The organism is uncultured Desulfovibrio sp., from assembly GCF_949282365.1.
Taxonomy (GTDB): domain Bacteria; phylum Desulfobacterota; class Desulfovibrionia; order Desulfovibrionales; family Desulfovibrionaceae; genus Desulfovibrio.
In genome coordinates this window covers 1-20,891 of record NZ_CASDOY010000034.1, presented here as the reverse complement: position 1 = coordinate 20,891, position 20,891 = coordinate 1, and the positions used below count along the sequence as shown (strand labels likewise).

At 66.8% G+C, this 20,891-nt stretch carries 13 protein-coding genes; 12 read left to right on the top strand and 1 reads right to left on the bottom strand.

Going from position 1 to position 20,891, the window contains the following annotated elements:
* The first annotated feature begins 104 nt into the window (after positions 1-104).
* Positions 105-2,645 carry a hypothetical protein gene (locus Q1X76_RS07385; protein ID WP_300718988.1) on the top strand — a complete coding sequence of 847 codons (2,541 nt, stop codon included), beginning with the start codon at positions 105-107 and terminating at the stop codon, positions 2,643-2,645.
* A 284-nt stretch (positions 2,646-2,929) separates the two neighbouring features.
* Here the strand turns inward: Q1X76_RS07385 and Q1X76_RS07380 are convergent, their stop codons facing one another.
* Complete coding sequence (locus Q1X76_RS07380) at positions 2,930-4,465, bottom strand: M23 family metallopeptidase (RefSeq protein WP_300718987.1); 1,536 nt, start codon at positions 4,463-4,465, stop codon at positions 2,930-2,932.
* Positions 4,466-4,744: 279 nt separating this feature from the next.
* On the opposite strand from Q1X76_RS07380, the gene Q1X76_RS07375 reads away from it, so the two are divergent.
* The 11 genes from Q1X76_RS07375 to fmt all read left to right on the top strand — a co-directional run bounded on the left by Q1X76_RS07375 (position 4,745) and on the right by fmt (position 20,718).
* Entirely contained in the window at positions 4,745-5,980 is a 1,236-nt protein-coding gene (locus Q1X76_RS07375) for an MFS transporter (RefSeq protein WP_300718986.1), read from the top strand.
* Positions 5,981-6,265: 285 nt separating this feature from the next.
* Positions 6,266-7,681: a helix-turn-helix domain-containing protein gene (locus Q1X76_RS07370; protein WP_300718985.1), complete on the top strand. Its 1,416-nt coding sequence runs from the start codon at positions 6,266-6,268 to the stop codon at positions 7,679-7,681.
* 103 nt (positions 7,682-7,784) lie between these two features.
* Positions 7,785-8,939 carry a DNA polymerase III subunit beta gene (gene dnaN / locus Q1X76_RS07365; protein WP_300718984.1) on the top strand — a complete coding sequence of 385 codons (1,155 nt, stop codon included), beginning with the start codon at positions 7,785-7,787 and terminating at the stop codon, positions 8,937-8,939.
* On the top strand, positions 8,939-11,338 hold the full coding sequence (gyrB, locus tag Q1X76_RS07360) for a DNA topoisomerase (ATP-hydrolyzing) subunit B (RefSeq protein ID WP_300718983.1): 2,400 nt from the start codon (positions 8,939-8,941) through the stop codon (positions 11,336-11,338). The genes dnaN and gyrB overlap by 1 nt, the downstream gene beginning before the upstream one ends.
* A 9-nt stretch (positions 11,339-11,347) precedes the next feature.
* Entirely contained in the window at positions 11,348-11,659 is a 312-nt protein-coding gene (locus tag Q1X76_RS07355) for a hypothetical protein (RefSeq protein ID WP_300718981.1), read from the top strand.
* 145 nt (positions 11,660-11,804) lie between these two features.
* A complete protein-coding gene (gyrA, locus tag Q1X76_RS07350; protein ID WP_300718980.1) occupies positions 11,805-14,366 on the top strand; it encodes a DNA gyrase subunit A in 2,562 nt (853 codons plus the stop codon).
* Positions 14,367-14,676: 310 nt separating this feature from the next.
* Positions 14,677-16,083, top strand: coding sequence for an amidophosphoribosyltransferase (gene purF, locus Q1X76_RS07345; protein WP_300718979.1), 1,407 nt, complete (start codon positions 14,677-14,679; stop codon positions 16,081-16,083).
* Positions 16,084-16,097: 14 nt separating this feature from the next.
* A complete protein-coding gene (gene hisS, locus Q1X76_RS07340; RefSeq protein WP_300718978.1) occupies positions 16,098-17,369 on the top strand; it encodes a histidine--tRNA ligase in 1,272 nt (423 codons plus the stop codon).
* Positions 17,369-19,225 carry an aspartate--tRNA ligase gene (gene aspS, locus Q1X76_RS07335; protein WP_300718977.1) on the top strand — a complete coding sequence of 619 codons (1,857 nt, stop codon included), beginning with the start codon at positions 17,369-17,371 and terminating at the stop codon, positions 19,223-19,225. Before hisS ends, aspS begins: the two co-directional genes overlap by 1 nt.
* 12 nt (positions 19,226-19,237) lie before the next feature.
* Positions 19,238-19,750, top strand: coding sequence for a peptide deformylase (gene def, locus Q1X76_RS07330; protein ID WP_300718975.1), 513 nt, complete (start codon positions 19,238-19,240; stop codon positions 19,748-19,750).
* Positions 19,729-20,718 carry a methionyl-tRNA formyltransferase gene (gene fmt / locus Q1X76_RS07325; protein WP_300718974.1) on the top strand — a complete coding sequence of 330 codons (990 nt, stop codon included), beginning with the start codon at positions 19,729-19,731 and terminating at the stop codon, positions 20,716-20,718. The genes def and fmt overlap by 22 nt, the downstream gene beginning before the upstream one ends.
* Positions 20,719-20,891: the final 173 nt, after the last annotated feature.

Sequence of the window (20,891 nt, the reverse complement as noted above, 5' to 3'; positions counted from 1 at the left end):
CGGCCCGGAGCGGAGCGCGCCCTGCGGGGCGGCCCCTGTCCGCCACGGCGCAGCAGACACGGCCGCAGCAGACCACGCATCTTTCATCGAACAGGGGGGAGGCCATGCCAGGACCTGTGCAGGCACCGCAAGCACGCTATATCAGCCTTGATACGGATTTCGGTTATGACGCCCTGGGCGGCATCGGCCGCCTCGGCAGGCACAGCATGGAGGCGCTGGAGCCGGGAGCGCGCCAGACCGGCCGCATCCCGGGCCCTCCCGGGAGCGTGGGCCGCTGGTTCGCCAAACTGCTGGACAGCCTCACCCCGGCAAGCTGGCGCGCCCAGGGCAAGTTCCGGCGCGCCCTGGAAGACTTCAGCGCACAGACGGGCAGGATACTGGGCCATCTGCGCCATGCCGGACTCTTGGGCACGGACGGCCCGCAAGGCCGGGAGGCTGTGGCGGCCGCCCTGCGGGAGCTGGCCGGACTGCGGCAAACGGAACTGCCCATGACCAGCCGGGGAGCGGATCACGGCGAGGTCCTGCAGGCCCGCGTGCGCCGCAACATGGCCATCCTGCAGGCGGAAGACCCGCAACGGGCACAGGAATTGCGGCAGCTGCGGGAAAGCGGCCTGCTGGACGGGATCATCGCCGGTCTCGGTCCCGATCAGGCCGGTCTGGCCGCCGACCTGGCCCTGATCCGGGATGCCCTCCATACCGGTGCGGACGACATGGCCGCCCGTGTGGAGGCGCGGGCCACCGGCCCTGGAGCGTCTCCTGCCGCAGCCGTCCCTGACGCGACGCCCCAAACGGCCCCGCAGCCGTACCGTTCCCGTTTCAGTCCTGCGGCCCTGCGGGATTTCTTCTTGGGCAAGTCCGCCTTCAGGGACGAGGCCCTGCACGCCCTGCGGGAACGCCAGGCCACGCTGGAGCGTTTCACGGGCGAGGCCCGCACCATCCTGCAGGCCGCCCTGGAAGCCGTGGACGACGTGCTGCAGCACAGGCTGGCCGCCGATACGGACAGTTTCGCCCGCGTCCAGCAGCAGGTGGACGAAAGCATGGGCCGGGCCATCCGCTGCGCCGTGGACGAGGTCTGCGACCTGGCCCTGCGCCATCTGGACGGGCCCGGGAGCGCGGGACAGGAGGGGCGGGACTTCCGCCGCATGGACGCTGACTTCGTCCGGGCGGAGCTGGCTGCCCTGCAGCACGGCGAACGGCTCCCGGCCCGGGACAGCGCCCCTGCGGACACGGCCCGTCCCGACGGGGACCCGTTCCGGCAGGGCATCCAGAAGGCGCGGCAGCAGATACGGGATCTTTCCCGGCTCTACGGCCGGCTGACGGAAGGCCTGGGCGAACTGGAACAGCAGGACAGCCGCTGCCGGACCTGCCTGCTGCTGCACGAGCTGGCCGGGGCGGAGCTGCCCGCGCCCCTGGACCGGCAGGAATGGGGCCGGGCCTGCGACGTGCTCATCGAGGCCCTGCGCTCCCCCGCCACGGATCCCTGGGCCGTCAGGGACGCCCTGTCCGTGCTTGGACAGGGGGCGGCATCCCCCGGCATGCCGGAGGCCGTGCGCCGGCGCTTCCAGGAAGGCCGGGCGGAGTTGCAGCGCCATCTCGCACCGGCCACGGAGCGCCCCGTCTTCCAGCTGGCGGAGAGCAGCCGGGCTGGGAGCAGGCTGGACGCCCTCGAGCAGGCGCGGGCCCTGCACCAGGTGGTGGGCCACGCCGGGGCGCTGTTGCAGCGCGCCCGGCTGCCGCAGGCGGACAGCCTCGTCTCCCAGGGCCTGCAGATCAGCAGGCTGGCCATGCGCCTGCGCGGCGACAGCCCGCGCGATGCGCAACGCCGGCAGCAGGCCGTCACGGAATTGCGCACGTCCGTGGCCCGTTTCATGGCCAATCTGGCCCTGGCCCTGATGCAGGCGGAAAACCCCGGCGTGCGCAGCGCCCAGCCCGAGGCCCGGGGGCTGGACAAGGCAGGCGCTCTGCAGGGCCTGGACCTGATACGCCAGAGCGTGGAGCGCATCCTCGGCGGCCTGGAGGACGGGGAGGGCGGCGTGGTGGCGCGCGCTGCCCTGCGGGACGGCCTGCGCCTGCTGGAAAAGGGCAGGGAAGCGGCCCTGGCCTGCGGCAGACTGCTCGACAATGCCGTCCACAAGGAAAAGGACGTGGCGGAACAGCTGGCCGTCTGTCTGGAATCCGGCCGGGACGATGCCGCCGCCACCCTGCGCGGCCTGCTGGAAGGCGGCCGCTGGACCAGGGGCAAGCACGGCGAGGCGAAGGCGGCCATCGACGCCTTTCTGGAAGCCCTGCGTCCCGTGCGGGAAAGCCGGGGCCAGAGCCGGCTTTTGCGCTTCCTCGCCGACCGCCTGTCCGGTGCCTTCATCCCGCATGATGTCTACATGGGCTTCGACGGCAGCATCCACATGCTCATCAATACGGACCGGCAGGGCCTTGGCGGCAGCCGGAAGCTCCAGGGCACCCGCTGGATCGCCCTGCCGCCGCCGGACAGGCTCCGGCCGGGCGTCTCCACCGGCGTGCACCGCCTGGACCAGCTGCTGGACGCCGGAGACAACCGCAGCGTCTTCTATCCGCAGCTCCATCAGCTGCTGACGCGCTATTTCTCCGGCATCCCCTATGACCTCAGTCTTCCCGGGGACGGGCAGTAAGATGTGGGGCGGCCCCGGTGCCTCCCCAGGACTGCCGCAAAAGTTGCGGATACGGCCCCTTGCCCCGGTACCCAAGCCCCTCCACAAGGGCTTTTGCTTCCAGCAGGAGCATGGACGCCCTCTGTGACGGATGAAGGGCATATGGAGGGGCTGGGGAAAGATGCCCCCTTCGGGCACTGGTCAAAGGGGGGACCTTCCCCAAAAAAGCAGCATCAACGACGACGCCCCGTGCATGGTACGGGGCGTCGTGCATCGAAGCGTCGCAAAAATCCGCGCCGACACCGTCAGCGCCGCTTTGGGGCGCCGGCCTCCACATCGTCCCGGGGCACGATGCTGTCCGCGTCATAGTCCAGCAGGGGCGCATGGCCCAGCAGCAGGGCGCGTTCCTTGTCCACGGTCTTGAGGAAGCTGTCCATGGAGGCCTTGCGCACGCTCGCGCCGCGCGGGTTGATGGCCTTGGCCGGATTGACGAACTTGCCGTTCTGGCGCAGGCGGAAATCCAGATGCGGCCCGGACGAAAGGCCCGTGCTGCCCACGAAGCCGATGACCTGGCCCTGGCGCACGCGCTGCCCGTTGCGCAGGCCGCGGGCATAGCCGGAAAGATGGGAATACATGGATTCCAGCCCGGCCGCATGCTTGATGATGACCTGGTTGCCGTAGCCCCCGGCCCAGCTGCGCCGGGTGACCACGCCGTCGCCCACGGCCTTGACCGGCGTGCCGGTGGGCGCGCCGTAGTCAACGCCCAGATGCGGGCGGCTGTAGCCCAGGATGGGATGCTTGCGGTTGTGGGAAAAGCGGGAGGTCACACGGGTGAAGGCCAGGGGCGCCTGCAGCAGGGTCTTGCGCAGGTTCTCGCCCCTGGCGTTGTAGTGCTGCGGCCGGTTGTGCCCGTCGCGGAACAAATAGGCCTCGTAGGTGGTGCCCTTGTTGGTGAAATGGGCGGCCAGCACGCGGCCGTAGCCCTTGTAGTCGCCGTCGCGGTAGCGCTTTTCCACCAGCACCCTGAAGCTGTCGCCCGGCTGCAGGTCGCGGATGAAGTTGATCTCCGACCCGAAAAGATTGCCCAGGGTCAGGGCCAGCTGCGGGCTTTCGCCGATGTCGGCCACGGCCTGGAACAGGTTGTCGTCGATGGTGGCTTCCACCTGGGCCAGGGTGATCACATATTCGATGGGCTCCACCCGGGCCACGGGCTCCTCGGAGCCTTCCACCACCAGGCGCCGGCTGGCGTCGATCTCGTATTCAAAACGCTTGAGCTGGCCGGACGCGGGGTCCACCACGATGGTATAGGGCTGGCCCGTGCGGAAGGAACGCATGGAAAAGACCTGGCGGGCGGCGCTGACATAGGGATGGGAACCGGAGGCCGTATTGCCCTCGATGATCTTGCTGACGGTATCGCCCTTTTCCACCGTGCCGCGGACCACGGCCTCGCCGTTGATGATCTCGGCCCCTTCGGGCAGGGCCACCGCGGGCAGGGCCGCCTCGCCGGCGCCGCCTTCCCCGGCATCGGCGGCCGGGCCTTCCCCGCCGTCGGGAGCGGCTGCCGCGGGAGAGGTCCCATCCTCCCCGCCCGTGCCGGGAACGGCCGGGGATCCGTCACTTTCGGAGGGCACTTCCGGGGCGGGCACTGCCGGGGCGGGAGCGTCCGTCCCGGTCGTCGGGGCCGAAGACGGCACCGAAGCGGGACCGGAGGCCTGGCCGGCCGTGACGGCCGGGGCCTCAGCCCCCGTCATGTCCGGCAGATGGGCTATGCCCAGCCGGTCCGCCAGCAGGCCGAGGACGACCACCAGGAAAAGAAAGACGGCAAGTCCTGTTTTTTTCATGCATGCACTCCAAACAGTATGGCATATATCCTGCCCGCCCGTCAGTTGTCCAGCAAGGCGCGGGCCTGTCCCGGCCGGAAGGGGATGTTTCCCGGGAAACAGGGGCCCGCTTGGGCTGTTCCTTGTGTCATCATGTGCGTATATCATGTAATATATTGAAAACTAACAAACTCTTTTGAACATATTTTCTTGATTTTCTCCAGGTGGCCGTATAGATGTTGCTCACGCAACAAAAAAGCTCCTGCTGCGGCAGGCCCTGACGTTCTTGTGGAGTGTTCCGTGTCCCTGACATTTTCCTATAAAAAATGGTTGTTCTTCGTCCTTTCCTCCGCCTATCTGGTGGTCTTCATCCAGAACGTGGCCATCACGGTGGTCACCCCCGACGTGATGCATGATCTGGGGCTTTCCTCCGGCGATATGGGCCTGCTGGGCTCCGTCTACCTCTATGCCTACGCCCTGACCCAGTTCTTTTCCGGCATCCTGTCCACCCGCTTCGGCCCGCGCCGTCTGCTGAGCTGCCAGTTTCTGGTGGCGGCCCTGGGCGGCGTCCTTTTCGCCACGGCGCAGAGCCTGCCCCTGGCCGTGGCGGGCCGCCTGCTCAACGGCCTGGGCATGGCGGGCGTCATGTCCGCATCCTTCACCCTTTTCAGCCGCTGGTTCGCGCCCGAGACCTTCTCGCGCCTGTGCACCCTGTTCTTCATCGCCGGCGGCATGGGCGGGCTTCTGGCCACCACGCCCCTTTCCCTGGCCAACCACTGGCTGGGCTGGCGTCCGGTCTTCGGCGCGCTCTCCGTCCTGACCTGCTCCCTGACGGTCATCATTCATGCCGTGGTCCGGGACTGGCCGCCCCATCTGGCCGGGGCCGGCAACAGCCTGCGCCTGGCCGACGTGCTGCGCGATGTGGCCGCCATGGCCCGGCAGGGCGATTTCTGGAAGATGGTCCTCTGGTATCTCTTCCTGCCCTCGCAATACTTCGTCTTCCACGGCCTCTGGGGCGCGGTCTACATGGGCGGCACCTTCGGCCTTTCGCCCAGCCTCATCGGCAATATCCTGGCCATGGGCGCCGTGGGCTTCATCGCCGGTACGCCGCTGCTGACCTGGATCAGCGAAAAGAAACTCCGCTCCCGGCGCAAGGCCATGGCCCTGGCCAGCCTGCTGGCCTGCGTCTCCGGCGCGGCCCTCAGCCTGGGCAGCGACGTCCTGGCCGTGCCGCTGCTGTTCGCCGTCTCCCTGGTCCTGGGCATCGCGGTCAACGGCCCCTGCCCGGTGGCCTACGCCTCGGGCCGTGAACGCTTCGGCAACCGCCTGGTGGGCAGCCTGAGCGGCATCCTGGCCGCCTCGGTCTTCGTGGGCGGGGCCATCCTCCAGCTCGTCTCCGGCGGCCTGCTCTCCTGGGCCCAGCAGGCAGGGCTGGCCCATCCCTGGGCCTGGGCCTTCGCGCCCCTGCCCCTGCTGGCCGCGGCCAGCGCCCTGTCCGCCTGGCTCCTGCCCGAGACTTTCACACAGAAAAAATAATAATTACAATATATTATAAAAGATACGCACAAAAGTGTCACAAGTGACAGCCCGTGCGTCACCCCCCCGGCAGTCCTGAAATACAGGCTGCTGGGGGCTTTTTGTCTGTTGCGCCGTATCCCCCCACACAGCGGAGGCCAAAAAGCCTTACCGGGCAAATGACAGCCCTCTGGACGCATCCGGCACGCGGCAAGGGGGTCGCACACTTGTTTCACAGACAGTTTTATGCTATGGATACATGTTTGCGACAGCCGGAAAAGGCTCCCGGATCGCAAGGGGCCGTTCATGACAAAAGCCTATATCTCTCTCCAGGATCTTCGTTGCCGCCTGCGCCGCCGTCTGGGCGGCGGCATGTCCGGCGGCCCGGGGGAGACGGCCCCCTCCCTGCCCTGGCTGGACGGCCTCGGGCTGGAGCTGCTCCCGTCGGACAATGTGCTGCGGGTCATCTTTCCCCACCGGTATTTCGCGCGCTGGTTCGCGCCGCACCGGCCGGCCTTTGCCGCGGCCATGCAGGAGGTCTGGCAGGAAATCCGGCAGGAGGGCGCGGCGCCCCGGCTGGAATACGTCCTGGCCGGACAGGCCGTGCCGCAGCCTGACGAGCCCGCGCCCCCGCGCATCCCGGAGGCCCTGTTTTTCGCTGCCGGCGGGCAGGAGGGGACGCCGCCCCTGCTGCCGGGCGGCGCCCGCAACGCCTTCCCCCTGGCCATGGCCCGGGCCGTGGCCCTGCGGGAACCGGGGCGCAGCGCCTTTTTGCTCTACGGCGAGGAGGGCACCGGCAAGAGCCGCCTGCTGCGCTCCACGGCCCAGGCCCTGGTCCGCGCGGGCCTGCGGGTGATCCTGGCCCCGGCGGCCCTGTTTTTCCGTCACTGCCCCTTCACGGAGCAGACGGCCTCCCTGTTCTGGCAGCAGGCCGACGCCCTTTTTCTGGACGATATCCAGACCCTGACCGGCCAGCCCCGCTGCCAGCGTCTGCTGGCGGCCCTGCTGGAGCGGCGGCCCGGGACGGCCCCCATGATCCTGGTGCTGGAAGGCGGCCCCGACGCCCCGGATGCCCCAGACGCCCTGGGTACCCTGGACGCTTGGGAGGCGCTGCCCGCATCCCGCGTGCGGCAGCTGCCCTCCGCCGAGCTGACCCCGCCGGATCTGGAAGCCAGGCTGCGCTATCTGCAGCAATGCTGCCGGGAGAACGCCCTGGACCTGCCCCACGGGCATCTGCGCCTCATGGCGCGGCGGGCGGCCCATTTCCACGGCCTGCGCTCCCTGCTGCTGCGGGTCAAGGAGGCCTGCACGGCGGCCTGCGCGGCAGGCGCGCCCCGTCCCAGTCTGGACGATCTGGAACGCCTGGCCCGTACGGAGCCCGTCCAGGGCCGCCATGCCGGACACCGGCAGATCCTGGCCGAGGCCGCGCGCTGCTGCGACGCCGCCCCCGCGGACATCACGGGCACGGGCCGCCGCGCCCGTCTGGTCATGGCCCGGCAGGCCGCCATGTATGTCTGCCGCCGCCATCTGGGCCTTTCCTACCCCGAACTGGGCCGGGCCTTTGGCGGACGCGACCACAGCACGGTGATCCATGCTGTGAAAAAGATTGGAAAAATGCTGGAAAGTGACAAAGATGTGCAAGACCTGGTGGCCCGGCTGGAAAAATGCGCACATCAGGAACGGCCCTTGGGACCGGATGAAGGCGGCGTGTTCCGCCGGTAGACGGGCTGTGCCTTGAGGTACCCGAATTTTTTTGTGGAAAAACAGCTTGTTGCAGATGTTGCGCACAAACGCACAGGCATCAATTATTACTAAGGATCTGCTTATGAAACTTTCTGTTAATAAAGAACAGATCATCGAAGGCCTGCAGAAAGCGGCGGCCATCATCCCCGCCAAGGCGGGCGCCGCCTACCTGCGTTCCATCTGGCTCCGCGCCGAGGAAGGCGGTCTGTCCATCATGGCCACGGACGCCAATATCGAATTCACCGGCCGCTATCCCGCCGAGGTCAGCCAGCCCGGGCTCATCGGCGTGCAGGGCCGGGCCTTCGTGGATCTGGTGCGCCAGCTGCCTGCGGGCGTGCTCCAGCTCACCCTGGACGAGAGCACCGGCAACCTCCTGCTGGAACAGGGCCGCCGCACCTACAAACTGCCGGTGAACGGGGCGGAGTGGTTCCAGAACTTTTCCGAATTCCCGGCCGAGAACGCGGTGACCTGGTCCGGCGACTTCCTGCAGGACGTGCTGGACCGCGTGGTCTTCTGCATCAGCGACGACGACGCCACCGACGCCATCACCTGCCTGTACATGAAGCCCTGCGGCAACGGCCGCATCGACGTCTGCGGCCTCAACGGCCACCAGTTCGCCCTGGTCTCCTTCACCCATGACGAGCTGGCCGCCCGCCTGCCCGAAGAAGGCGTGCTGATCCAGAAGAAGTACCTCCAGGACATGAAGAAGTGGCTGGGCGTGGACGAGATCGAGCTCAACATCACCGACAAGCGCCTCTACCTGCGCACCCTGGACGGCGCCGAGAGCCTGTCCGTGCCGCGCGCAGGGCATGATTACCCCGATTACACGGTCTTCATGAACCGTCTGGAAGGCGACGGCGTGAGCCTGCTTTCCGTGGACCGCAAGGAAGCCATGGAGGCCCTGGGCCGCATCCAGATCTTCAATACCGACAGCGACCGCTGCGCCTATCTGGATCTGGCCGAGCACGAGGTCCGCCTCTCGGCCCAGGGACAGGACACCGGTTCGGCCAACGAAAGCCTGGAAGTGACCTATGTGGGCGACATCAGCCGCATCGCCTTCCCCACCCGCAACCTCATGGACGTGCTGGGGCATTTCAGCTCGCCCACCGTGGACATGATCCTGACCGGCGCGGAGGGCCCCTGCGGCATCCGCGGTCCCGAAGACAACGAATACACGGTCATTATCATGCCCATGAAGATCTCCGAATCCACCTATTATAGCGAGGAAGATGTTTAATGGCTCCTGACATGGCCTCCAGTTACGACGCCTCATCCATTACCATTCTCGAGGGACTGTCCGCGGTGCGCAAGCGCCCGGCCATGTACATCGGTTCCACCGACGTGCGCGGCCTGCACCATCTGGTGTACGAAGTGGTGGACAACTCCATCGACGAGGCCATGGCCGGCTTCTGCACACGCATCACCGTCATCCTGCACGCCGACAACAGCGTCACCGTGCGCGACGACGGCCGCGGCATCCCCGTGGACATCCATCCCAAGGAAGGCGTGCCCGCCGTCCAGGTGGTCATGACCAAGCTGCATGCCGGCGGCAAGTTCGACAATACCAGCTACAAGGTCTCCGGCGGCCTGCACGGCGTGGGCGTGTCCTGCGTCAACGCCCTCTCCGAATGGCTGACGGTCACGGTGCGCCGCGACGGCAAGCGCTACCGCCAGCACTATTCCCGCGGCGTGCCGCAGGACCAGCTCACGGTCATCGGCGAAGCCGACGGCCACGGCACCACGGTGCGTTTCCAGCCCGACGAGCAGATCTTCGAGGTGCTGGAATTCTCCTACGACACGCTCAAGAAGCGCTTCGAGGAGCTGGCCTACCTCAACAGGGGCCTGTACATCGAGTGCATCGACGAGCGCACCAGCGAGACCCACGTCTTCCATGCCGAGGGCGGCATCCGCCAGTTCGTGAGCGACCTCAATTCCGGGCAGCAGGGCATCCATCCCATCATCACGGGCGAGGGCATGGTGGACAACGTGAGCATCGAGTTCGCCCTGCAGTACAATGCCGGCTACAAGGAGACCATCCTCACCTTCGCCAACAACATCCACACCAAGGAAGGCGGCACGCACCTGGTGGGCTTCCGCACGGCGCTGACCCGCGCCATCAACGGCTATGTGAAGAACCAGCCGGACCTGACCAAGAAGCTCAAGGGCACGGCCCTGTCCGGCGACGACGTGCGCGAGGGCCTCACGGCCGTCATCAGCGTCAAGCTGCCCCAGCCCCAGTTCGAGGGCCAGACCAAGACCAAGCTCGGCAACAGCGAAGTGGCCGGCATGGTGGCCGGCATGGTCTATGACAGGCTCAACGTCTATTTCGAGGAAAACCCCAAGGACATCCGGCTCATCATCGACAAGGCCGTGGACGCCGCCCGCGCCCGCGACGCCGCCCGCCGCGCCAAGGAACTGGTGCGCCGCAAGGGCGCGCTCTCGGACAATTCCCTGCCTGGCAAGCTGGCCGACTGCCAGAGCAAGGACCCCGCGGAATCGGAACTCTTCATCGTGGAAGGGGACTCGGCAGGCGGTTCGGCCAAGCAGGGCCGCAACCCGCGCAACCAGGCCATCCTGCCCCTGCGCGGCAAGATCCTGAACACCGAGCGCACCCGCTTCGACAAGATGCTGGCCAACAAGGAAGTCAAGGCCCTCATCACGGCCATGGGCGCGGGCATCGGCGAGGAGGACACCGACCTCGACAAGCTGCGCTACCACAAGATCATCATCATGACCGACGCCGACGTGGACGGCGCCCACATCCGCACCCTGCTGCTGACCTTCTTCTTCCGGCAGTACCAGGAGATGGTGGAAAAGGGCTACGTCTACATCGCCCAGCCGCCTTTGTACCGCGTGCACAACGCGCGCATGGAAAAGTTCATCAAGGACGACGCGGAGCTCAACGAGTTTTTGCTCGACCGGGTGAGCGAGGACGTGACCGTGGTGGCCGCCAACGGGCATGAATACGCGGGCGCCGAGCTGATCCGCCTCATGGAGACCATCGAGAAGATCGAGCTGCGCGTGGCCGACGCCGAAAGCACGGGCATGCCCCGTCCCCTGTTCCTGGCCCTGACCACCTATCCCCGCGCCGTGGACCGCGAGCTGCTGGAGGCCCGCGACGGCGACTTCCTGGCCTGGCTGGAAAAGCACGAATACGGCCTCAGCCTGGAGCGCGAACACAGCGAGGACGAGGACGAAGGGCGCGTGTTCGCCATCTTCGAGAGCACGGGCAGCCACCATACCCGGCGCGGCATGGAGTTCTTCTCCTCCCGGCTCTACCGCCAGACCTGGCAGCTGTTCAGCGATCTGCGCCGCCAGTGCGGCGAGCTGCGCTTCAGTCTGCGCCGCAAGGACAGCAGCAGCCAGGCCGGGGACGTCTTCGACCTGATGCAGATGACCCTGGACGAAGCCCGCAAGGGCATCAACATCCAGCGCTACAAGGGCCTTGGCGAAATGAACCCCGAACAGCTCTGGGTCACCACCATGAACCCCGACAACCGCGTCCTGCTGCAGGTCTCGGTGGAGGATGCCAACGAGGCCTCGGACGCCTTCGAGGAACTCATGGGCGACCGTGTGGAGCCCCGGCGCGAATTCATCGAACGCAACGCCCTGAGCGTGCAGGATCTGGACATCTAGGAGAGGAGCATGCGGGAAACGGCAAAGGAAAAGCGGGCCGGCTTCGCCGGCGCGGTCATCGCGGTGGCGGGCTGGCTCGTCTGCGCGGCCATGTGCTTCTGGCTCAACGTGGCCCTGGAGGGCCTGCCCCGGGCGGCCGCCATGGCCTATCCCCTGAGCATGGCCGTGGCGTTCAGCAACATCTTCGTCTTTTCCCTGGTCCGCTCCCGCTGCGCGGGGGACCTGCGCCGTCTCCTGCCCGCCGTGATCCGCATCTGCCTCAGCGAGGGGAGCATGCTGCTCCTGGTCTGGAGCTGGGGCCGCTACTGGATGGCCGCCTGACGGCCGTTTGGCGCGGACGCCCGCCAGGCCCCGGGGGGCACGGCGACGCGCGAAACGGCAGGCAGCGCGCATGATGGACGCGCGACCATAACGCAAACGACGACGGGAGCCGCTCCCGCTACGCTTTTTTACCTGCGAGGCAAACGTGTCTGAACAGAACAGCGGCGTACAGCAGCCGCAAGTCAGCATTGAGAAGGAACTCCGCAAATCCTATCTGGAGTATTCCCTTTCGGTCATCATCGGGCGCGCCATCCCCGACGCGCGCGACGGCCTCAAGCCCGTGCACCGGCGCATCATGTACGCCCAGTACGAGCTGGCCAACAGTTACAACCGGCCGCACAAGAAGTCGGCGCGCATCGTCGGTGACGTCATCGGTAAGTACCACCCCCACGGCGACAGCGCCGTCTATGACGCCCTGGTGCGCCTGGCCCAGGACTTCTCCATGCGCGACCCGCTGGTGGACGGGCAGGGCAACTTCGGCTCCATCGACGGCGACGCCGCGGCTGCCATGCGTTACACGGAAGTGCGCATGTCGCGTCTGGCCAGCGAGTTTTTGGCCGACATCGACAAGGAGACCGTGGACTTCCGGCCCAACTACGACAATACCCTGCAGGAGCCCTCGGTGCTGCCCACCAAGGTGCCCAACCTGCTGCTCAATGGCTCGTCGGGCATCGCCGTGGGCATGGCCACCAACATCCCGCCCCACAACCTGGGCGAGCTCTGCGACGCCCTGCAGATGCTGCTGGACGATCCCCAGTGTTCCGTCGACGACCTCATGGAGGTGGTCAAGGGGCCGGACTTCCCCACGCGCGGCTTCGTCTACGCGGGCAAGGGCCTGTCCGACGCCTACCACACCGGTCGCGGCACGGTGAAGGTGCGCGGCCGCCTGGAAGTGGAGGAACGCAAGAAGGGCCTGCAGGCCATCGTCATCCGCGAGATTCCCTTCGGCCTCAACAAGTCCTCGCTGGTGGAGAAGATCGCCGGTCTGGTCAACGAGCACAAGATCGACGGCATCTCCGACCTGCGCGACGAATCCGACCGCAAGGGCATCCGCGTGGTCATCGACCTGAAGCGCGGCACCATCCCGGACATCGTCATCAACAGCCTGTACAAGTACACGCCGCTGGAGACCAGCTTCGGCATCAACATGCTGGCCGTGGTGGACAACCGGCCCGTGCTGCTCAACCTCAAGACGGCCCTGTCCTGCTTCGTGGACCATCGCCGCGAGGTGGTCATCCGCCGCACCCGCTACGACCTGCAGAAGGCCGAGGCCCGCGCCCACATCCTGGAGGGCCTGCGCATCGCCATCGACCATATCGACGAGGTGGTGGCCCTGATCCGCGCCTCGGCCAGCCCCGACGAGGCCCGCGCCGGGCTCATGCAGCGTTTCGAGCTCACCGAGGTGCAGGCCCGCGCCATCCTGGACATGCGCCTGCAGCGCCTCACCGGCCTGCAGCGCGAGGAACTGCTGGCCGAATACCGCGAGCTGCTGGAAAAGATCGAATTCTTCAAGTCCGTGCTGGAAAATCCCGAAGTGCTGCGCTCCGAGCTCAAGCGCGAGATCCGCGAGATCCGCGAGACCTTCGCCACGCCGCGCCGCACCGAGGTGCTCACCGACGCCCTGGGCGGCATCGACATCGAGGACCTCATCCCCGACGAGGAAGTGGTCATCACCCTGTCGCGCCGCGGCTACATGAAGCGCACCAGCCTGGAGAACTACCAGCAGCAGAAGCGCGGCGGCAAGGGCATCGCGGCCCTGCACACCTCCGATGACGACTATGTGCAGGAATTTTTGACCACCACCAACCACCAGTACCTCTGTCTGTTCACCAACAGGGGCCGCATGCACCAGCTCAAGGTGCACCAGGTGCCCGAAGGCAGCCGCACGGCCAAGGGCGTGCACATCAACAACCTGCTGCCCCTGGAAGAAGGGGAGTGGGTCACCACGGTGCTGGCCGTGCGCGAGTTCGCCGAGGACAAGTACTTCCTCTTCGTGACCAGACGGGGCATGGTCAAGCGTTCCTCGGCCTCGCTCTACGCCCGTTGCCGCAAGAGCGGCCTCATGGCCGTGGGCCTGCGCGAGGACGACGAGCTGGTGGTGGTGCGGCCCATCCGCGAGGACAGCCACATCGTGCTGGCCACGGCCGACGGCTATTCCATCCGCTTCGCCTGCAAGGACGTGCGGCCCATGGGCCGCGTGGCCACGGGCGTCAAGGGCATCGCCCTGCGCCGCCAGGACGTGGTGGTGGCCGGCGTGATCCTCAAGGAGAACGACCAGACCACGGAGATCATGTCCATTTCGGCCAACGGCTTCGGCAAGCGTACCCGCGTGGACCTCTACCGCCTGCAGTCGCGCGGCGGCAAGGGCATCATCAACTTCAAGGTCACGTCCAAGACCGGTGCCGTGGTGGGCGCCATGCCCGTGCGCGACAACGACGGCCTGATCATGCTGACCTCGGCCAACAAGGTGGTGCGCATCGGCGTGGAAGACGTGCGCAGCAAGGGCCGGGCCACCATGGGCGTCATGCTGGTGCGTCTGGACGAAGGCGCGCATGTGGTGGGCTTCGACCGTGTGGACGAAGGCGGCCAGACCGGCAGCCGCATGGACGATCTGGAAGACGATGACGACGCGCCCGCCGCGCCGTCCGCGGCCCCGGCGCCCGCCAGGGACCCCGGTCAGGACGGCGACGGGGACGGTCAGGACTAGGACAGGATACGATACGGGAGAGCGGCGGCACGGGCCGTCGCTCCCTTTGCGGCCGCTCCGGGCCCTGGTGACGGCGGGAGCTGCCCCGAAGGCCCGCCCCGGGGAGAGGCGGGCGGCATGGAAAAAACGGCGCGGGCGCGGACTTGCAATGCGCGGCCCGCCGTTATATGACACGCCCTTTGTACCGCCGTGCGCTGGTCGCGCCTGTCTTTCCGGCAAAGACAGGGCCGGGAGCGGGGGAGGGACGACGGTCCCGCCGCAAGGGCGGAGGAGACAAGGACACTTTTTGCGCTGGCAGTGAGGGAACGCTATGATTCGCCACGAGTGTGGTCTTTTGGGTATCTACGGTCATGAGGAAGCCGCGCGACTGACCTACTTCGGTCTGTACGCCCAGCAGCATCGCGGACAGGAGAGCGCGGGCATCGTCACCATCGACGAGGAAGGCCTGCTGCACGAGCACAAAGGCATGGGCTTGGTGCCCGACGTCTTTGCCGAGGCCGACCTGCAGGCCCTGCCGGGCAACATCGCCCTGGGCCATGTGCGCTACTCCACCACCGGCCGTTCCGCGGCCCGCAATGCCCAGCCCTTCGTGGCCCACTACAAGGGCATGGACATCGCCATCGCCCACAACGGCAATCTGGTGAACACCGTGGAGCTGCGCGAGGAGCTGGAAAACGACGGCGCCATCTTCAGCACCAGCAACGATACCGAAGTCTTCATGCACCTCATCGTGCGTGCCCTGCGCCAGCATGACCTGGTGGACGCCATCCGCGAGGCCTGTACCCGGGTGCGCGGCGCGTACTGCCTGCTGGTCTATGCCGGCGGCACCATGGTGGCCGTGCGCGATCCCCACGGCTTCCATCCCCTGGCCCTGGGCCGTCTGGGCGGCGCGCCGGTGCTGGCCTCCGAGACCTGCGCCTTCGACCTGCTGGAAGCCGATTACGAACGGCCCATCCAGCCCGGCGAGATGCTGGTCATGGACGACAGGGGCGAACACAGCGAACAGCTGCGCGGCCCCCTGCCGGAACGTCCCCGCCAGTGCATCTTCGAGCTGGTCTATTTCGCCCGCCCCGACTCCTTCGTCTTCGGCGAGCAGGTCTACCAGTGCCGCAAGCAGATGGGCTGGCAGCTGGCCCACGAATCCACCCCCGACGTGGACTTCATCATGCCGTTCCCGGACTCCGGCGTCTATTCGGCCGTGGGTTTCGCCCAGTGCGCGGAACTGCCCTACGAACACGCCATGATCCGCAACCACTATGTGGGCCGCACCTTCATCCAGCCCACCCAGAGCATGCGCAACTTCGGCGTGCGCGTGAAGATCAATCCCGTGCGCTCCATGATCGAGGGCAAGAAGATCTGCATCGTGGACGACTCCATCGTGCGCGGCACCACCATGATCACCCGCGTCAAGAAGCTGCGCGAGCTGGGCGCCCGGGAAGTGCACATCCGCATCAGCTGCCCGCCGGTGAAGTACCCCTGCTTCTACGGCATCGACTTCGCCTCGCGCGGGGAGCTCATCGCGGCCAAGTACAGCCTGCCCGAGATCACCAGGATGCTGGACGTGGATTCCCTGCATTATCTGAGCATCGACGGCCTGCTGCGCTCCGTCCTGCAGTCCGACAGCTACTGCCTGGCCTGCTTCGACGGCAACTATCCCGTGCCCTGCCATGAGGCGGGCAAACTGCGTCTGGAATGCGGCGCCTGCCGCGCCCGCTAGTCCGAGGTTTTTTCATGGCTGTTATCGCTAATCGCATCAAGGGCTTTGCGGACATGTACCCGCCGCAGAGCGATCTGTTCACCCGCATGGAGAATACCGCGCGCGAGATCTTCGGCCGTTACGGCTTCGTGGAGCTGCGCACGCCCGTGCTGGAGTACACCGACCTCTTCAAGCGCTCCATCGGTGAAGAGACCGACGTGGTGCAGAAGGAGATGTTCACCTTCCCGGACCGCAAGGGCCGCATGATGACCATGCGCCCCGAAGCCACGGCCGGGGTCATGCGCGCCTATGTGGAGGATGCCCGCTACAGCCGGGAGTCCGTGAGCCGCCTGTTCACCACCGGGCCCATGTTCCGTTACGAGCGTCCCCAGAAGGGCCGCATGCGCCAGTTCCACCAGATCAACTGCGAATGCCTGGGCTCCCACAGCCCCTATGCCGACGCGGATCTGATCATCATGCTCACGCGCTTCCTCACGGCGCTGGGCCTCAAGGACCTGACGCTCAAGCTCAACTCCCTGGGCTGCGCCCACTGCCGCCCGCTGTTCAAGCAGGCCCTGGTGGACTATCTGCACCAGCAGGACTGCTGTGACCGGCTCTGCGAGGACTGTGCCCGCCGCATGGAGACCAACCCCCTGCGCGTGCTGGACTGCAAGCAGGAGGAATGCCGCTGCGTCACGGATCAGGCCCCCCGCCTGCTGGACTACAACTGCCCCGAGTGCAAGGCGCACTTCGAGACCGTGCTGCGCCTGCTGGACGCCGCCGGGGTCAACTACGAGATCGACCACCGTCTGGTGCGCGGCCTGGACTACTATTGCCGCACCACCTTCGAGGTGGTAAGCGGAAGCATCGGCGCGCAGGCCGCGGTGGCCGGCGGCGGCCGTTATGACGGCCTGGTCAGGAGCGTGGGCGGTCCCGACGTGCCCGGCGTGGGCTTTGCCTGCGGCATGGAGCGCCTGGCCCTCATGCTGGGCGAGGAGGAGGCCCCCCGCCCGGACTTCTACGCCGTGGCCATGGACGCGCAGAGCCGCGACCTGAGCTTCGGCCTGGTGCAGCGTCTGCGCGGCCTGGGCCTCAGGGGCGAGATGAATTTCAGCGACGCCGGCTTCAAGGGCCTGATGCGTCAGGCGGGCAAGTCCAACGCCCGTTTCTGCTGCATCATGGGTCCTGACGAGGCGGCCGTCGGCGCCGTGGTGGTCAAGGACATGGACAGCGGTGAGCAGCAGACCCTGCCCCTGGATGCCGCGGTGGATTTTCTTGCTGGCAATTCTGACAATGGGAAAAACTAATGACTGAACAAACGCAAAGCCTGGACGTGCAGCAGGAGCACCAGAAGTTCATCGAAGACCTCGGCGACTGGACCCGCAGCCATACCTGCGGCCAGCTGACCCTGGACAATGACGGACAGACGGTCTGCCTCATGGGCTGGGTACAGTACCGCCGCGACCACGGCGGCCTCATCTTTGTGGACCTGCGCGACCGCGAGGGCCTGACCCAGGTGGTCTTCAGCCCCGACATCGCTCCTGCCGCGCACGAGAACGCGCACATCCTGCGTTCCGAATATGTGCTGGCCATCAAAGGCGTGGTGCGTCCCCGCCCCGAGGGCATGACCAATCCCAATCTGGTCACCGGCGCCATCGAAGTGGTGGTGCATGAATGGAAGCTGCTCAACACTTCCAAGACGCCGCCCTTCGCCATCGAGGAACGCTGCGACGCCGGCGAGAACCTGCGCCTGGCCTGGCGCTATCTGGACCTGCGCCGTCCGCGCATGCAGGCCAACCTGCGCCTGCGCCACAAGGTGGCCCAGGCCGTGCGCCGCCAGCTGGACGAGGACGGCTTCATCGAAGTGGAAACGCCGGTACTCACCAAGTCCACGCCCGAAGGCGCGCGTGACTTCCTGGTGCCCAGCCGTCTCAATCCCGGCCAGTTCTACGCCCTGCCGCAGTCGCCCCAGCTGTTCAAGCAGCTGCTCATGGTGGGCGGCTTCGACCGTTATTTCCAGATCGTGCGCTGCTTCCGCGACGAGGACCTGCGCGCCGACCGCCAGCCCGAATTCACCCAGGTGGATATCGAGATGAGCTTCGTGGACGAGGAAAAGGTCATGACCATGGCCGAGGGCCTCATGGCCCGCGTCTTCCATGACGTCATGGGCATGGACATCCCCCGTCCCTTCCCGCGCATGAAGTACGAGGAAGCCATGCGCCGCTACGGGGTGGACAAGCCCGATACCCGCTTCGGTCTGGAACTGGTGGACATCACCGACATCGTGCGCGGCTCCGGCTTCAAGCTCTTCGCCCAGGCCAGGCTGGTCAAGGCCATGAAGGTGCCCGGCGGCGAGACCATGACCCGCAAGGAGATCGACGCCTACACCGAGTTCGTCAAGATCTACGGCGCCATGGGCCTGGCCTGGATCAAGATCAAGGAGAACGAATGGCAGTCGCCCATCGCCAAGTTCCTGTCCGAAGAAGAACGCGCCGGCATCCGTGAGGCCCTGGACCTCAAGGTGGGCGACATCGTCTTCTTCCAGGCCGGCGAGCCCGCCATGGTCAATGCCGCCTTGGGCAACCTGCGCGTGCATCTGGGCAACCAGCTGGGCCTGATCCCCGAAAATACCTTCAACTTCCTCTGGGTGACGGACTTCCCGCTGTTCGAATACAGCGAGGAAGAAAAACGCTATGTGGCCTGCCACCATCCCTTCACCTCGCCCGCGCCCGGCCATCTGGAGCTCATGAACAGCGACCCGGCCCGCGCCCTGGCCCGTGCCTATGACATGGTGCTCAACGGCAACGAAGTGGGCGGCGGTTCCATCCGCATCCACTCCGCCGAAGTGCAGCGCCACATGTTCAAGGCCCTGGGCTTCACCCCCGAACAGGCCGAGGCCCAGTTCGGTTTCCTCATGCAGGCCCTGGAACACGGCGCGCCGCCGCACGGCGGTCTGGCCTTCGGTCTGGACCGTCTGGTGATGCTGCTTTCCGGTGCTTCCAGCATCCGCGACGTCATCGCCTTCCCCAAGACCCAGAAGGCCACCTGCCTGATGACCGAGGCGCCCTCCACGGTGTCCGCGCGCCAGCTGCGTGAACTGGGCCTGCGCCTGCGCGAGACCGACAAGGAAGCCGCCAAGCCCGCCGAGAACGCCCAGGCCTAGCGGGAGGATGCCATGATCCTGGATATTGTGACCTATCCCGCTGCCAGCCTGAAGGAAACATGCGTGCCCGTGACGGAGATCACCGACGAGATCCGCCAGCTGGCCGCCGACATGCTGGAAACCATGTACCAGGCCCCCGGCGTGGGCCTGGCCGCGCCCCAGGTGGGTCGCAATATCCGCATGCTGGTCATGGACCCCGCCGCGCAGGATGAGGAGAAGCAGCCCCGGGTCGTCATCAATCCCGAACTGGCCCTGAGCGAGGAGACCGTGGTCAGCCGCCAGGAAGGCTGCCTCTCCGTGCCCCTCAACTACCGGGCCGACGTGCAGCGTGCCGAGCGCGTGCACCTGCGTTACATGGATCTGGACGGCAAGATCGTGGAGGAAGACCTGGAAGGCTTTGCCGCCATCGTCATCCAGCACGAGGCCGACCATCTGGACGGCACGCTCTTCATCGACCGCATCGGGCGCCTGCGCCGTTCCCTGTACGATACCCGGGTGAAGAAATGGCTCAAGCGCAAAGGATAGTCTTCATGGGGACCCCGGACTTGGCCGCCGCCGTGCTGCGGCGGCTGGTCCGGTGGCCCGGCGGCCAGGTGGTGGCCGTCTATACCCAGCCCGACCGGCCTGCCGGCCGGGGCCACAAGCTCACGCCCTCGCCGGTGAAAAAGCTGGCCCTGGAGCTGGGCCTGCCCGTGTGCCAGCCCCTGAACTTCCGTCAGGAAGGCGCGGTGGACGGGCTGGCGGCCCTTGAGCCCGACCTGCTGGTGGTGGCCGCCTACGGCCTCATTTTGCCGCAGGCCGTGCTGGACATCCCCACGCTGGACACCCTCAACGTGCATACCTCCCTGTTGCCCCGTTATCGCGGCGCCGCGCCCATCCAGCGCGCCGTCATGGAGAACTGGCAGCCCGGGGCCGTGACGGGCGTGTCCATCATGCGCATCGTGCCCGCCCTCGACGCCGGGCCGGTCTATGCCCGGTGCGAGCTGCCCATCGGCGAACATACGGCGGGCAGTTTGCACGACGCCCTGGCCGAGGCCGGCGGCGAGCTGCTGCTCACGGTGCTGGACCAGCTCGCCGACGGCAGTGCCCACGCCGAAGATCAGGACGAGAGCCGCGTCACCTATGCCGCCAAGCTGACCAAGGAGGACGGCCATATCGACTGGAGCCGTCCGGCCGTGGAGGTCCACGCCCGCATCCGCGGCGTGACGCCCTGGCCCGGTGCGCGTCTGCTGGCCCGCTTCGACGGGCAGGAGGAGCCGCTGCCCCTGCTGCTCCAGCCCGGCAGGATCGACGAGCCCTGCAGTGGGGTCGCGCCCGGCAGCCTGCGCACGGACAAAAAGGGCCTCTGCGTGGCCTGCGCCGATCGCTGGTACCGCCTGCTGGTGGTACGCCCCCAGGGCCGCAAGGACATGGAGGCCGCTGCCTTCGTCAACGGCCATCTGCGCCCGGCGCGGCATGGCCTGTGCGGCACGGCCGTGCCTCTTGGCGAGTAGGGCGGGATATTTTTTTGTGGGGGCAGGGGCGTTTTTTGTAAAAACTGCCCCTTCCCCCACGCCCCCAACCCCGAAAAAATGTTATCCAGGTGACGTCACCCGTCCCCGTCGCTGACTGACGGGCAGTGACAGCGCACATGGACCGAAAAGAGAGAGGAAAGGCCGCTCCTGAT